We start from the raw sequence: 13,400 nt of genomic DNA, 5'->3' as shown, positions 1-13,400 counted from the left end.
GTTTTATCCGCGTTGTACGGGCAGCCGAATGCGTGGCTCAGACCGGACGGTCGCCGATGACGGTCGCCCGCATCATGTGCCGTACCGCCGGGAAGTAGTCCTGGACTGCATAGTGCTGGGTGGAGCGGTTGTCCCAGAAGGCAATGGTGTTGCGCTGCCACTTCAGACGCACCTGGTACTCGGGCGCGGCAGCCTGGCGGAAGAGGTATTGCATCAGGTCCATTTCCGCCGGCCGGAAGTCGGAGCCGATGCGGTACGGCTGCTCCCTGGCGTAATTGGCGAAGTGAGTCGTGAACCCCTCGTTGACGTAGAGGATCTTTTCACCGCTTTCCGGATGCGTGCGCACCACGGGGTGGACGGCGGGCGGGTACTTCTGGCGCATGGCCTCGTACTTGTCGTCCGCAAGGGCCTGGCCGAAGGTCGGCATCGCGTCGTGCACGCCATTGAGCCGGGCAATGCGCGCCTTGACGTCTTCCGGCAGGTTGGCATAGGCCGCCGCCATATTGACCCAGATCGTGTCGCCGCCCACCTCGGGCGTTTCCACGCAACGCAGCATCGAGCCCATGGACGGGACTTCGCGCCATGACACGTCGGAGTGGTACAGGTTCTCGCGGCCGCGCTGCCCCCCGTTGCGGCCAAACACCACCAGCTCCGGATGGTCCGGGTGGTGGCCGATCATGGGGTGGACCTCCAGTTCGCCGAAGCGGCGCGCCACGGCCACATGCTGCGCCGGCGAGATCTCCTGGTCGCGGAAGAACAGCACCTTGAACTTCACCAGCGCGCGGCGCAGGGCGAGATAGGTAGCGTCTTCGAGCGGCTGGCGCAGGTCGATGCCGCCGATCTCCGCGCCGATGGTCGGCGTGGACCGCCTGACGGTAAAGGGCCAGCTCTCGGTGTCCGTCGCCCTGGTTGCAGGCAGGTCGGGGGCAGTAACAGCAGCTTGCATCTTGTGTCTCCTCGTCTTTGGGGCTGCCATCAGCCGCCACCTGGCGCTGGCTATACGGCAGCTGCATACAGGCTGACGCGTTCGCGCCAGCCACGCTCCTTGCGAAAGCGCGGGCAATGCGCCATCCATGGCGTCAGTCGTGCCGCGCCGTCATCACCGGTTCGTCCGCCGGCACGCGCCGCATCTTCGCCGTGTCCAGGCGCATCAGCCCGAACGCACCGCTGTAGAAGATGTGGCCCTGCGGATCGACCTTGATCGGCGAGTAGAAGCCGTTGAAGGTCGGGTCGCTGCCGGTGCGGATTGTCATCACGGTCTTGCCGGTGTCGAGATCCATGCCGATGTGGTAGCGATCATTCCATTTGCCAGTGAAATACCCGTCGATGATCGCCATGCGGCCGGCGCCGCTGATCATGGGCACGATCGAGATCGAGGACACATCGGTGCGCACCCATTGCGTGCGCCAGGCATGTGCCTTCTGTTGCCACTTGAGGGCGGCGACGCCGGCCGGGCCGGGGCGGGTGGCGCCGTTGACCAGGCTGGCGAAGGTGCCGGACGGGCTGAGCTGGGGGGCGCTTCCGGTGGGGATGTTGTTCACGACGAAGGCATAGTCCCCAAAGCCGGCCACGGATTGCTCCGACTGCACCGACTCCTGCGCGGGCCCCATGTCGACCACCTTCTGGTCGGCGATGCGCGGCGACAGCGTGCCGGGCTTCTGCTTCCAGCCGGCGGGGATCTTGTCGCGCCAGAACGCCACCAGGCGCATCTTCTTCGCGCCGTCGGTGATGACGACCAGCTTGTCCTCATTCGGGCCGAACCCCATCAGGGTCGGTGTCGAGCCGGTGCCGTCGCCAATCTTCGGCGCCGGCATGCGCACGCCGCGATCGTAGGATGCCTGCCATGCACCGCTGGCATCGTCGCTGCGGATCTTGCCGTCCTTGTCCACCACCAGGCGGTACATCGTCGTGTTGGAGGCGACATACACCGCGCCGCCGTTGGCCTCGGGGCCGGTGGCGAAGCTGTTCATGAACAGTTCGTCCTTGCCCGCGACCGTGAAGACGTCGACGACCTCGAGCGTGTCGCGGTTCAGGGTGATGACCTTGCCGCCCAGCGTATTCACGACCAGGTAGCCGTTGTAGGACATGCCCATGCCGAACAGGATGTCGGCCGGACTGCGCGTGCCGCTCGCCGCCCTGGCATTGTCGAAAAGGGAAGCCGGCAGCGTGATCGCCCGCGGCGCCGTCATCCCGGAGCCCGCTTCCTTCGGATCCTCCTGGTCGATTCGGAAGATCTGCCGGCCGCTGCAGCCGTAGAAGGCATCGTCACGGCCGAGCACCGAATAGACCGCGCCGTTGGCCACCTGATCCTCCGCCAGCGTCAGGGCGCGGTTCGGCTGCGACTTCATATAGTCGAGCAGACCCTGCTCGTCCCTTGCATCGAGGAATTTCTTCACTGCCGCTGCCTGTTCGCGGCGCTGCCCGGCGGTGACCGGCGTGTAGTTCGGCAGGTGTACCGGAATTTCGGTGCGGGCGAGTTCCACCAGCCTGTCGCCGTCCACGCCCACCTTGCGCAGCGAAAAGCCGGCCCACCACCAGTAGATGTCCTTGCCGCCAACGCGATCGGCGACCAGGGGCAGGCTCCCCGATTCGTTGGGAATGACCTGCACCGAATCGGGCGTGACTTCGAAGTTGCCGCGCGGCACGGCAAAGCCGACGCTGTCCGTAGCGGCATCGTTCCAGTGGGTCTGGTTGTTGTAGGACTGCGCGAGATACGGGTTGGGAACCGGACCAGCGGGGCCGGCCGCGTGCGCTGCCGCCGCGGTGGCGGCGAGCGTCGTCGCCAGGGCAAGCCGGAGGCCACGGGCGTGGATACGGTCGGAAGTCAACCGGGTGGGGCAAGGACTTTGCTTCATATCGCTCACTTCTGCTTCGGGATGTCGTCTGTCATGAAGGGCCGCCCGGGAAAAAACCGGCGCCGCCAGTTCCCGGGCGGCCTGGTTACCTGGCCGCCGCGCGGATCAGGTCAGCCGCCTTCTCGCCGATCATGATGGCCGGCGCGTTGGTATTGCCGCCGATCAGGGTCGGCATGATCGAGGCATCGGCCACGCGCAGGCCTTCCACGCCGCGCACGCGCAGTTCGGGGTCGACCACCGCCATGTCGTCGGTGCCCATCTTGCAGGTGCCTACGGGATGGAATACGGAATCGGCATGCTTGCGGATGTAGGCGCGGATCGCCTCTTCGTTGCCCTCGCCGGCTCCGAACGCATCGGTGAGCAGCGCCTTGCCGCCCGCGCCTGCCAGCGCCGGCTGCGAGAAGATGCGGCGCATCGCCCTGACGCCCGCCACCATGCCTGCCATGTCCGCTTCGGCCGACAGGAAACGCGGATCGATCAGCGGCGCATCGCGCGTATCGGTAGACTGCAGCCGCACGTGTCCCCGGCTTTCCGGGCGCAGCACGCAGGCGAGGGCGGTAAACCCATGCTTCAGCTCGCGCCGGCTCATTCCGGTGTGGGTGGGCGAGAGTCCGGGCATGAAATGCAATTGCAGGTCCGGCTCGGGGAGATCGGAGCGGCTCTTGATGAAGGCGCCGGCTTCGGCCAGGTTCGAGCTGACCATCCCGGTGCGCTCACGCCGGTAGCGCCGGATTTCCGACAGCATCCGGAATACGCCGCCCAGGCTGTAGCCGTACAGATCGGTCGAGCGGACCTGCTGGCAAAGGGTGATGTCGAGGTGATCCTGCAGGTTTTCGCCGACACCCGGCAGGTCGTGGACCACGGCAATGCTGTGTTCGGCCAGATGCGATGCGGGCCCGATGCCCGAGGCCAGCAGCAACTGGGGGGAATTGAAGGCGCCGCCGCTAAGGATGATTTCGCGTCTGGCGCGCAGGGTCTGCTCTGCGCCGGCGCGCGACACGCGCACCCCGGTGGCGCGCTTGCCTTCGAAGACCACGCGCAGCGCCTGCGTTTCGGTCAGCACGGTCAGGCCCCTGCGCCCGCCGTTCAGTGCGGTGTCGGCGGCGTTGCCGCCATGCAGGTAGGCGCGCGCGCAGTTCCAGCGTTCGCCGTTGCGTTGCGTGACCTGGTACAGGCCGGCACCTTCCTGCTCCGCGCCATTGAAGTCATTGTTCAACGGCAAGCCGGCCTGCACGGCCGCCGCGACGAAGCGCTGCGAGAAGGGGTTCGGCGTGCGCAGGTCGTTGACATGCAGCGGGCCATCACTGCCATGGTGCCTGTCGCTGACGCGCTGGTTGCGCTCGCTGCGGCGGAAATAGGGCAGCACATCGTCGTAACCCCAGCCCTTGCAGCCCAGGCGCTCCCAATGGTCGTAGTCATTGCGGTGGCCGCGGATGTAGACCATGCCGTTGATCGAAGAACTGCCGCCCAGCCCCCGGCCGCGCGGCTGGTAGGAGCGCCGCCCGTCGAGGCCCGGCTGCGCGACGGTGCGGTAAGCGTAGTTGCGCGGACCGCGCTTGGGCACCACGGCGGCCAGGGCGAGCGGCGTCCACACGCTGTAGTGATGGTCGTCCGGGCCAGCCTCCAGCAATGCCACCGTGACCGCCGGATCTTCCGCCAGCCGCGCCGCCAGGGCGCAGCCGGCCGAGCCCGCGCCAACGACGATGTAGTCATACTCCGCCGCGGCCGCTTGCGCGCGGGAATTCTGTGCTGCGTTGCTCATTCCGTTTTCTCGTATCGTGAAGCGTTGCTCGCGGGCCGGTATCGCCGCGCAAGACACGAGAGCGCGCAAGGGGTCACACCGGGTTGCGCATGACTGGCAACCGGCGTGTCTGTGTCTCGCTCCGTATCTCTGAGCCGGCGGTACGGTCGGCCGTACTCTTGGCGGCTCAATACTGCCACGACCTGTTATAACAGGTCAAGGATGAAAGTGGCATCCTGTCATGATAGGTATAATCCATGGACCGCCAGGATCTCCAGCCAGGGGATCCGCTCGAAACACGAAGGACCCGGACCTTGACCACGCCCCAGCCCAGATTCAGACAAATCGAAGAAGAACTCCGCCAGCGCATCGTCGACAACCAGCTTGGGCCTGGCGCCAAGCTGCCGTCGGAATCCGAGCTGATGGCGGAGTTTGGCGTCAGCCGCATCACGGTCCGGCAATCGCTGGCCGGACTGCACGCGAGCGGCTTGATCGAGAAGGTCAACGGCAAGGGCAGCTTCGTCACCCGGCCCGCCGAGACCTCGAACCTGGGGCCGCTGACGGGCTTCTATGAGGCTTCGCGCGCACGGGGGAAGCTTGCCCATGGCAAGCTGCTCTCGGTGCGCAAGATCAAGGCGCCGGCGTTCGCGGTGGAAGCACTGGGCCTGAGTTCGGGCGCTGCGCTGCTATGCGCCACTACGCTCCGGATGTCGAATGCCGAGCCCGCGGCCCTGTTCATGATCATGGGTGACGAAGCGGTGATCCGCGCGCTGGTGAAGGAGGACCTTGAGACCAATGACGTCATGGCGATCTTCGAGAGCCGGCTGGGTTACCGGATGAAAGAGGTCACTACCGAAAGCTCGGCGATCCCCGCCGCCGGGGATGTGGCGCGGCGGCTGGGGGTCGCGGACGGAACCCCGCTGCTACGCCTGCGATGCACCCCGATCGATATCCGTGGCATTGCGCTTTGCACGTCGGAGCTGATCTTCCGGGGCGACCGCTACTCCCACAAAGCAACGGTGACGCGCTAGCCGGCGTTGTCGAGCGGCGTCCGCGCGTCAGTCAGGCGAGCGTGAAGGCCGGCACCGGCGCCCCATCGGGGGTCGCGGCGAACCTGAGCCGGACCGGCTGGCCGATGCGCACCGCGGGGTCGGGTGCTCGCAGGCCCCGACGATATATGGCTTGCTTTTGATGCTCACGCTGGTCTTCTCCAGGTATCCGATGTCGGCATTTTGTTCGCACATCGTAGCCGCACACCCGGGACACCAGGCAAGCTGAAGATGGTCACCTACCCAATCAAGGTGGGGTGACAGCGAGCCATCTGTACGTATGAATGGACGCCGATGCACCCCTGCGGCCGCGCGCGGAGGGTTGCCGCTTTGTACCCGGACGTAGCATGATGAGGCCGGGGCGGCTGGCAACGCGCTCCCGGAACGCCGCCCCGCGCAGTCCGGAGCGTGTTTGAGACAACCTGCGACGCAGCTGAGCCAGCGCCGGGCTTCCCCGCGATGGATTCGGTTTCGCAGACACCCCAGAACGAGAGACGTTGATGCGATTGCTCCGCAAGCTGTCCCACATGGCCACGCTCCTTGCCTCGCTGGCCGCCGCCGGCCTGGCGCAGGCCGCTCCCTACCCGGAACGTCCGATCGAACTCGTGGTGCCGAGCGCGGCGGGCGGTGGCACCGACACGGTTGCCCGCGCATTCGGCGAAGCCATGCGCAAGTACCTGCCGCAGCCGCTGACCGTGGTCAACAAGCCAGGTGCCAGCGGCGCGATCGGCATGACGGAAGTGGCCCGGGCGAAGCCGGACGGGTACAAGCTCGGCATCATCATCGCGGAAGCCGTCATCGTTCCGCACCTTGGGCCGACCACCCTCAACGCCGCCGGCCTGGTGCCGATTGCACGCCTGAATGCCGATCCGTCCGCCATCACGGTAAAGGCCGACTCGCGCTGGAACACCATCGATGCGTTCCTGAAGTTCGCCGCGGCGCATCCCGGCGAGGTGCAGGTGGGGAATTCGGGGCCCGGTTCGATCTGGCACCTGGCGGCGACGGCGCTGGAGGACAAGGCGCATGTCAGGTTCAATCACGTGCCGTTCTCTGGTGCCGCGCCCGCCTTGGTGGCATTGATGGGTGGACATATCGACGCGGTGGCCGTCAGCCCGGCCGAAGTTTCGGCCTACGTAGCCGCCGGCAGGGTCAGGACGCTGGCGGTGATGGCCGACCAGCGCGTCAAGGGTTTCGAGAACGTTCCCACGCTGCGTGAACAGGGGATCGATCTTTCGATCGGGACATGGCGCGGGCTGGCTGCGCCGAAAGGCACGCCACCCGAAGTGCTGGAAGTGCTGGCGGTCGCAACCCGCAAGGCGGTGGCGGATCCCGTGTTCGTGGAGGCGCTGCGCCGGCAGCATCTGGGGATTGCGTATGCCGACGCGGCTACTTTCAAGGCGATGATCGCGGCGGACGACGTGGTGATGAAGGGACTGGTGGCGAAAACTAATCTTAAAAGGTAGGGGGCAGTGTTGGGGTGTTCATCACTGCCCGTCTATGCGAAGCGCTGCTGTGCCGCATTTTTTTGCCGGAGCAACGGCGCGTACTCGTGCAACTCCCGCGGCGCGATGTCGAAGGCGCGACGGAACGCACGCGTAAAGCTCGACGCATCATTGAAACCCAACCCCGAGGCAATGTCCTGTACCTCTATATGCGGAAAGCGCACCAGCTCATTGGCCGCCATGCGCAGCCTGCGGCTGCGGATATAAGCGGCCAGGCCGCCTTCATGCTCAAAGAGACGGTACACGCTGGCGCGCGAGAGATGCAGCGATGCCAGCACGCTGTCGGGCGACAGATCCGGATCGTGCAGATTGGCCTCGACATGGCGCCGCACCTGTCCATAGACGGCAGCGCGCACCGCCGCGCGGCCATTGCCGGAAAGACCGGCCTGACGGCTGAAAGCGGCGACAAGCAGCTCAACCGCGGTGATAAAGCGCTGACGCGCTTCCTCCCGGTCGAGCCCGACGATTTGTCGATTCAACGCTACCAGATGCTCGATGATCAGGCGGATCAAAGGGGTGGTTGCGTGAATCCAGCGGCCATGCAGCGAGGCGGCATCGGGGAACGACCTCTCCACCAAAGCGCGCGGCACAAAAAGGAGCAGTATCCGGCCTTGAAAACTCCGGATTGTGCACGGCTGATCCATGTCCAGCGCGAGGATACTTGGCACTTGCGGTATGTGCGGCGCGTCGGGCAGCGGTTTGCCGCCCAGGAACTGGCCCGGCGGCCCTTCAAGGAACACGCTGAAGCTTATGTCATGAACGCTCTCGGTCGAAACCCGGCCCAACGATCGCACGGCCAGGTTCGGCCCGGTGTGGAAGTCGAAGAAGCTCAGATTGTCGATCGTGTAACGAGACAGCGATGCATCGAAGGTATCCTCGGCTCGCTTCGACGGAGGCCGTATGTCGTAGACAGGATCCATGCGCTCCTGCCAGGCCCGGAAGCTGTGACGGGCGTCGCCTCGCACGCTGAAACTGCTGTGCACGATGCCGGGCGCAAGCGTTGGCGGCTCCGGCGGCAACAACAAGCGGCTTAGCGGCATGGCAGTGTGTGGCAGGTCGTCGTTCAATACAACGCTCATCGCTGATTCTTCGTCCAGTTACGATCACGCCCCGTGTGGCTGAACCTTATGTTGAGCCACCAGCCCGCCCGGAGCGCGCTGGTGCAGGTTGCAAAGCATACCAGTACTTGTTTTGCCATAGCGCACAGTGAACGACTCGCCGGGAAACCGATCGTTTCAGTGCGGCTGCCGGAGGTCGCATTCCGGCCCGCTTCGGCCATTCGCGGCTTGCTTTCCCCAACGGCGGGACCGGCCGATCAGGCGACCCAAACGAAAGTGCCCACGACGAAGTGCCCTAGTTCGACCCGGTACAGGCGCCGGCCAACGTCGCGCGACACTTCAGCCACCTCCTGACGCATAGTCACCGGCACGCGTTCACCATCGACGTTTACCACCCGAAATGGCCGGAGCACCATTAAGGTGCAGGTTTCGTCGCGATATCCGGTGTCCGGTGCTGAACGGCAGGTCGTTCGCCGGCTGACATGGCGTCCATTGGAGGGAGGCGAGAACGCCAGGCCGTCGGCCCGGCCGCGTCGCATCAGACCGATCGATGCAACGCTCGTGTCACGTTAATCGACTGGCTTGATGCGCCGGAATGCACCAAGCAGCGCGAGGTCATAGGCGATCTTGAGCAGGCCGCAAGCGACCAGTGGCGCGCCGACCCAGCCCATTGCCAGCAAGCCGCCCGCGAGGGTCGGACCCAGCGCGGCAGCCAGGCTCCTGGGTACCGCGGTCAGGCTGGCGGCAGCGGGGCGCTCGGGCGGCGTCACGACCGCCATCACATAGGCGGTCCTTGTCGGTACGTCCATCTGCGACAGCGCGCTGCGCGCGAGCAAGAAGACCAGCGTCGCCACCAGCGAAGGCGAGAATGCTGCCGCGATCAGGCATAGGCTGGACGGAATGTGGGTGAACACCATGGTGTTCAGCAAGCCGAACCTGCGAGCCAGCGGCACGGCAACAAGCAGGGAGCCTGCGGAGAGCAAGCCCGACCAGAAAAAGAACTGGCCGGCAGCCCCTGGTGAGAGGCCGAATCGTTGCATCAGCCACAGTGCCAGCAGCGAGTTCACCACCAGCCCACCGGCAAAGGCGTCGACGCTGAACAGCAGGGCAAGGCGGGTAACGATTCGGCGGGACGGGCCTAGTGGCGTTCTAACCGATGCCACGTGCGGCTCTGGTTCGGGCATCCGCGTATAGAGGAACCAGAGCGCGACACCGGTCAATGCATAGAGCATGAACATCGCGCGCATGGCGCCGAGGAACGATACCCCCAACTGTGCGGCAAGCCAGCCCGGCAGCGCCGCTGCCAACGCGCCAATGGCGGCGGAGAGGGCTCCGGTCAGACTGTACCGGGCGAACAGCGCCGTGCGCGCCTCTGAGGTGGCGGAATCAGCAAGGCGAGCCTGCTCCAGCGGCAGGAACACGCTGACGTCTCCGGAACTTGGGTTAAGCGTACCGACGAACGCAACCAGCAGTAGTGGCCAGAGGGCGGAGAGCCCGGCGAATCCGATGCCGGTCGCGGCCATCAGCGCGGCCGCCAGCAACAGCAGACGGCGCTGTGGGTAGCGATGGCCGAGGATGCCCACCAGTATCGTCGCCAGTGCCGAGCCGATCAGGGTGGCACTGCTGACCAATCCCACTGCCAGTTGCGCGAAACCGAGCGCTAGCAGGTATGCGGGCAGGAGGACGGCGATGAACCCGTCACAGAAGCCGCGTAACGCGCGCCCGACCAGAAGTGGCAAGGCACCGGCATGGACACCTGCTGGCAGCAGCAGGCGAGCGAGCCGGGCTTGTCCGACGGTCACAGCAGGATCCTCAAGCGTTTGCATCGCGGTACGCGACCATTGGTTTCACATCTTTTCCCGGTGCTGATCCGTACCGCCGGACCCATATGAGAAGGTGCCGAACAAGGTCACGCTGTCCGCCTTGGTCCATACGCCCACCGCGCCGGCACCGCTGATATGGTCGTCCACCACATCGATGTAGCGCTTGCCGTCCAGCGCGACCTGGATATGGTTCCCCACGAACTCCACGCGTAGCGTATGCCAGACCTTGGCTTCGACAGGCGCATCCTTGTACTGGATCGTGTGCCTGCGTCCGGCTGCCGTGTAATACAGCGAGACATTGTTCTCCAGTGCATTCGCCCGCGCGACATAGTAGTTGTTGCCGTCCTTCCAGCGCCAGACAACGCCGCCTGCCTGGTCCTCGCGGCCGGACATGGGCTTGAACCTTGCCTCCACGAAGCCATCGGCGATGGAGGCGGCAGGGTTCACACACCAGGGGAAATCCCCGGAACCGGACTGCTTGAGCACGTTGGTGCCGTCCCGCACGGACGGGTCCGCCTCGACAGTCCATTTCGGCGTGCCATTGCCGGTGACACCGGCCACCCATCCCGCGGGCAAGGTACCTTGCCTGTCCTGGTTGAACATGATCGTTTCTCCGGTTGCCGGCATGGCCGTCAGCAGCATCCATAACATGAGTGGGATCGGCTTCACAGTGTATTTCCCGAGCAATGACGCGGCTGGCGGTTCATGCGGGCATCTTTGGCGGCCAACGATGCGCTTCCGCCTGGCAATGCTGGCACCAGGCATACAAAGCGTCGTACATCACCATGCCGTGCCTGAGCATCTCGTGGTCGTCGGAAAAGACCTGCGAGAGGCCCAGCGAGATGGCGTAGAGCCCTCCCGATTGCGGTGTGAGGTCCAGCTTTGAGGTGTCCGCCCCCCGCACAATGCCAGCGAGTTGCTGCAAGGCGGGATCATTCAAACGGTACTTGTCCAGGAAGGCGTCGAAGCTGCACAGTTCTCCGACATGCGAAAGTTCGACACCAGGAATGTCATAGGGAACAGCCCCAGTCTCGCCTGCGACTTTCACGACGTTGCCGGCCGGCACGTACAGGAATTCCGGTTCCTTGTCGATAAAACGGGCTATCAGCCAGGGACAGGCAATCCGGTCTATCTTCGGACGTTCGCGGGTAATCCATTTCATGGCCGGCTCCTTACGATTTGCCGATGGTCGGGTGATCGCCGGCGGACCATTGCTCAATGCCGCCAGTGAGATAGGCCGCTCGGATACCTTCGTCCTCTAGCCGTGCGGCGCGGTCCTGGCTGACTTGCAGGCCATGCACGCAATAGACGATCACCGGCCGGCTGGCGTCGAGTTCTGCGATCCAGCTATCTATGTCGTCAGGGTTGCGCCAGGAGGCACCGGCGATCATTTGCGCGCTGGCATCAAAAGCCCGCCTGCGCCTGACGTCGACAATCTGCGGCGGGACCGGTGCTTGAATCGCTTCGGCAAGTTCGTGGGAAGAGATGGCAGTGGGCATGTTCCTGGCTCCGAATTTACTTCCGGGCTTCGGCGAAGCGCTCGGCTGCCTGGGCCCAATGGATGTTCTGCATGAAGGCATCCACGTACGCAGCAGCTTTTGCACCGAAGTCCATGTGATAAGAATGCTCATACATGTCGAGCGCCAGGATCGGAGTAGCGCCCGCCAGCGTGTGTGCGTGATCGGGCGCCCACTGGTTCACGAGCCGCTTGTCGCGTGGCGAGTAGTTCAGCAGCACCCAGCCCGAGCCGCCGCCCAGCGCCTTGCCCATGCCCGTGAACTCAGCTTGCCAGCGGGCCAGGCTGCCAAAATCGCGGATAAGCGCCGACTCCAGTTCGGGGCCCAGGGCGCCGCCATCACCCAGCCCGTCGAAATACACCTCGTGCAGGATCATCGAATTGGCGGCGATCAGTTCTTCACGCTTCAGGCCATTGAGCATGAAGACGGGCGCGGTCGCCGGATCCAGCGCGGCAAGTTCCGCCGTGATGGCGTTCAATCGCTTCACAGCGCCGCCGTAGTTGTTCTCGTAGTGGCTGATAATCAGCTTTTCCGAAAGGCCGGTGAGCTTGCGTGGATCGACGGCAAGCGGCTTCATCTGGTAGGTCATGATCGATTCCTTGTTCGTGCGGCTCAGGCGTGAAGTAGCGGGTAGGCAACCAGACCGGCCAGGGCTGCGCCGATGACGATGACTGGCTCCGGCAGCTTCTTGAATTTCCAGAGCAGGGCGACCGTGACGAGCGCAAGCAAGGCGGTAGGCAGATCGACAATCGAGCGTTTGGCCAGGACGATCACGGCACCCGTGATGGCCCCGACTGCCGCCGCCGTCACGCCATCGACGAAGGCGATGATGCCGGGCCGCTTGCCGTACTTCTTGAAGTAGGGTGCCGGGATCACGGTGAACAGGTAGCAAGGCAGGAAGGTGCCAAGCGCGGCCACGGATGCGCCCGGCAGGCCGGCGACCAGATAACCGATGAAGCCGACCGTGATCACCACGGGGCCCGGCGTGATCATGGCCACTGCGACGGCGTCGACAAACTGCTTGTCGTTCAACCAATGGTGTTCGGTCACGACGCCGCCATAGAGGAACGGCACGATGGCAAGCCCGGAGCCGAATACGAAAGCGCCGGCTTTGGCAAAGAACACGCCAACCTGCGCCAACAGCGGCCAATCCACGGTGCTGACGATCCCGCTCACTGTTGTGGGTACCTGCGTCGCCGCCATGGCATTGAGGCCGCCTTGACGCAGCCACTTTGGCGGCGCCCGCCAGAACCACACCACCATGCCGGCCGCCAGGAACAGCCAGGCAATCTCGGACTCGGTGACGACCGTCACCGTCGCCAGCACCAGGTAGATCACCCACAGCAGCTTGTCGCGGCCAACGCTTTTGTTCGTGAGCTTGTATGCGCTGATCGCAACGATCCCGATGACCGCGGCACCTACCCCATAGAATACCGACTGCATCCAGCTCAGTCCGCCAAACCGGACGTAAGCCCAACCCAGCGCCACCACCATCAGGAACGACGGAATGACGAATGCAATGCCGACCAAGGTCGCCCCGACGATGCGGTAATGCACATAGCCGAGATAGATGGCGAGCTGCGCGGCCAGCGGCCCGGGCGCCAGCTGCGCCAGCGCCAGGCCTTCCTTGTAATCGGCATCGGTAATCCACTTGCGTTCATCCACCAGGTCCCGGTGCATGTAGCCGGCGAGGGCTACGGGGCCTCCAAAGCCCAGCGTACCCAGGCGCAACATATAGAGCACGAGTTGCCAGAGCGTATAGCCTATTCGCTCAGCCGCTGGCATGTCGGGGACATTGGTTTGCTGCAGGTTGCTCATCAGATTAGCTCCGAGAACCTCGCCATTCATGGCGGGG

The 13,400-nt window shown here is 64.7% G+C and carries 12 protein-coding genes; 2 read left to right on the top strand and 10 right to left on the bottom strand.

Annotated elements, in window-relative coordinates:
* Nucleotides 1-37: 37 nt before the first annotated feature.
* The 3 genes from CF70_RS29815 to CF70_RS29805 form a co-directional block, all read right to left on the bottom strand.
* Entirely contained in the window at nucleotides 38-946 is a 909-nt protein-coding gene (locus tag CF70_RS29815; protein WP_035874137.1) for a TauD/TfdA dioxygenase family protein, read from the bottom strand.
* Between the two features lie 133 nt (nucleotides 947-1,079).
* Nucleotides 1,080-2,855 (bottom strand): hypothetical protein, encoded by a 1,776-nt coding sequence (locus CF70_RS29810; protein ID WP_235185265.1) that lies wholly within the window; start codon nucleotides 2,853-2,855, stop codon nucleotides 1,080-1,082.
* Between the two features lie 85 nt (nucleotides 2,856-2,940).
* Nucleotides 2,941-4,617, bottom strand: coding sequence for a GMC family oxidoreductase (locus tag CF70_RS29805; RefSeq protein ID WP_035874136.1), 1,677 nt, complete (start codon nucleotides 4,615-4,617; stop codon nucleotides 2,941-2,943).
* Between the two features lie 293 nt (nucleotides 4,618-4,910).
* Here CF70_RS29805 and CF70_RS29800 point away from each other — a divergent pair, with 293 nt between their 5' ends.
* Both CF70_RS29800 and CF70_RS29795 read left to right on the top strand, forming a co-directional pair.
* Entirely contained in the window at nucleotides 4,911-5,627 is a 717-nt protein-coding gene (locus CF70_RS29800) for a GntR family transcriptional regulator (RefSeq protein WP_035874135.1), read from the top strand.
* Nucleotides 5,628-6,145: 518 nt separating this feature from the next.
* Entirely contained in the window at nucleotides 6,146-7,108 is a 963-nt protein-coding gene (locus tag CF70_RS29795) for a tripartite tricarboxylate transporter substrate binding protein (RefSeq protein ID WP_035874134.1), read from the top strand.
* A 32-nt stretch (nucleotides 7,109-7,140) separates the two neighbouring features.
* On the opposite strand, the gene CF70_RS29790 is transcribed toward CF70_RS29795, so the two are convergent.
* From CF70_RS29790 to CF70_RS29760, 7 genes are all read right to left on the bottom strand, one after another.
* Nucleotides 7,141-8,214 (bottom strand): helix-turn-helix domain-containing protein, encoded by a 1,074-nt coding sequence (locus CF70_RS29790; protein ID WP_235185264.1) that lies wholly within the window; start codon nucleotides 8,212-8,214, stop codon nucleotides 7,141-7,143.
* A 560-nt stretch (nucleotides 8,215-8,774) separates the two neighbouring features.
* Nucleotides 8,775-10,031, bottom strand: a complete 1,257-nt coding sequence (locus CF70_RS29785; protein WP_035874128.1) for an MFS transporter — start codon at nucleotides 10,029-10,031, stop codon at nucleotides 8,775-8,777.
* 21 nt (nucleotides 10,032-10,052) lie between these two features.
* Nucleotides 10,053-10,631 (bottom strand): DUF1080 domain-containing protein, encoded by a 579-nt coding sequence (locus tag CF70_RS29780; RefSeq protein ID WP_235185263.1) that lies wholly within the window; start codon nucleotides 10,629-10,631, stop codon nucleotides 10,053-10,055.
* A gap of 100 nt (nucleotides 10,632-10,731) precedes the next feature.
* Nucleotides 10,732-11,190: a chromate resistance protein ChrB domain-containing protein gene (locus CF70_RS29775; RefSeq protein ID WP_035874113.1), complete on the bottom strand. Its 459-nt coding sequence runs from the start codon at nucleotides 11,188-11,190 to the stop codon at nucleotides 10,732-10,734.
* Between the two features lie 10 nt (nucleotides 11,191-11,200).
* Nucleotides 11,201-11,527, bottom strand: a complete 327-nt coding sequence (gene chrE / locus CF70_RS29770) for a rhodanese family chromate resistance protein ChrE (RefSeq protein ID WP_035874112.1) — start codon at nucleotides 11,525-11,527, stop codon at nucleotides 11,201-11,203.
* A 16-nt stretch (nucleotides 11,528-11,543) separates the two neighbouring features.
* Complete coding sequence (locus CF70_RS29765) at nucleotides 11,544-12,134, bottom strand: superoxide dismutase (RefSeq protein ID WP_035874110.1); 591 nt, start codon at nucleotides 12,132-12,134, stop codon at nucleotides 11,544-11,546.
* A gap of 23 nt (nucleotides 12,135-12,157) precedes the next feature.
* Nucleotides 12,158-13,363 (bottom strand): chromate transporter, encoded by a 1,206-nt coding sequence (locus CF70_RS29760; protein WP_035874105.1) that lies wholly within the window; start codon nucleotides 13,361-13,363, stop codon nucleotides 12,158-12,160.
* Nucleotides 13,364-13,400: the final 37 nt, after the last annotated feature.

The sequence above is a fragment of the Cupriavidus sp. SK-3 genome (assembly GCF_000611145.1).
Taxonomy (GTDB): domain Bacteria; phylum Pseudomonadota; class Gammaproteobacteria; order Burkholderiales; family Burkholderiaceae; genus Cupriavidus.
This window is presented reverse-complemented; position numbering and strand designations above follow the sequence as displayed.